The 577-nt window shown below is 65.9% G+C and carries 1 protein-coding gene; it reads right to left on the bottom strand.

Annotated features, from left to right (window positions below):
• On the bottom strand, nt 1-203 hold a 203-nt coding region (locus tag AC1DKD_RS41835; protein ID WP_477144808.1), incomplete at its 3' end, for a hypothetical protein.
• Nucleotides 204-577 lie beyond the last annotated feature (374 nt).

Here is a 577-nt window from a genome sequence, read left to right as displayed (position 1 = left end):
GCCCAAAACGCCGGCCGGTCAGCGTCCGCTTCTCCGTACTCGGAGGCGGTAACGACGGCGTCGGCCGCGAACTCAGGGGAGGGCGGGAAGGCCCGGGTTTCGTGCAGCAGGTTCGCGAAGGCATCGCCCTGGTGGCCCTGGTCCGCCGGCTGGGCGGAAGCTGAAGGAACGGTGGCCGTGGAGCTGGGGGTGTCCTGGGACATGTGAACCTCATCATTCATCGATCGTCGCCGCGCGGAACGCCGCCTGCGCAGGGCCCTCCGTTCGCACGGCACTGGGCGCCAGCCGGGCGGACGTACCGCAAAGAGCTGTTCCGCAACCTAGCCTAATGCTTGCCGCGCACGCCCTGTGCTCCCCGTCACAAACGCGACCATGAGCGGCATTTTTTAAGCGGTGAATGGCGTCTTCGTTACTTGCCGTGGTCCCCTGCGGGCCTGCTCCAGCTAGTGATCAGCCAGGCTGTTGACTAGGCTGAGATGGAATTGTGACTTCACTTTGGGCCGCCCCGGCCAGGCATAAACAGTGCCCGGCCGGGGCAGGGCCGCATGTCAAGACGGCACAGTTTTCGGGTCCGGAC

Source organism: Cupriavidus sp. 05T313 (assembly GCF_056396665.1).
Note: the sequence above shows the minus strand (reverse complement) of the source record. Positions and strands in the feature narration are given on the sequence as shown.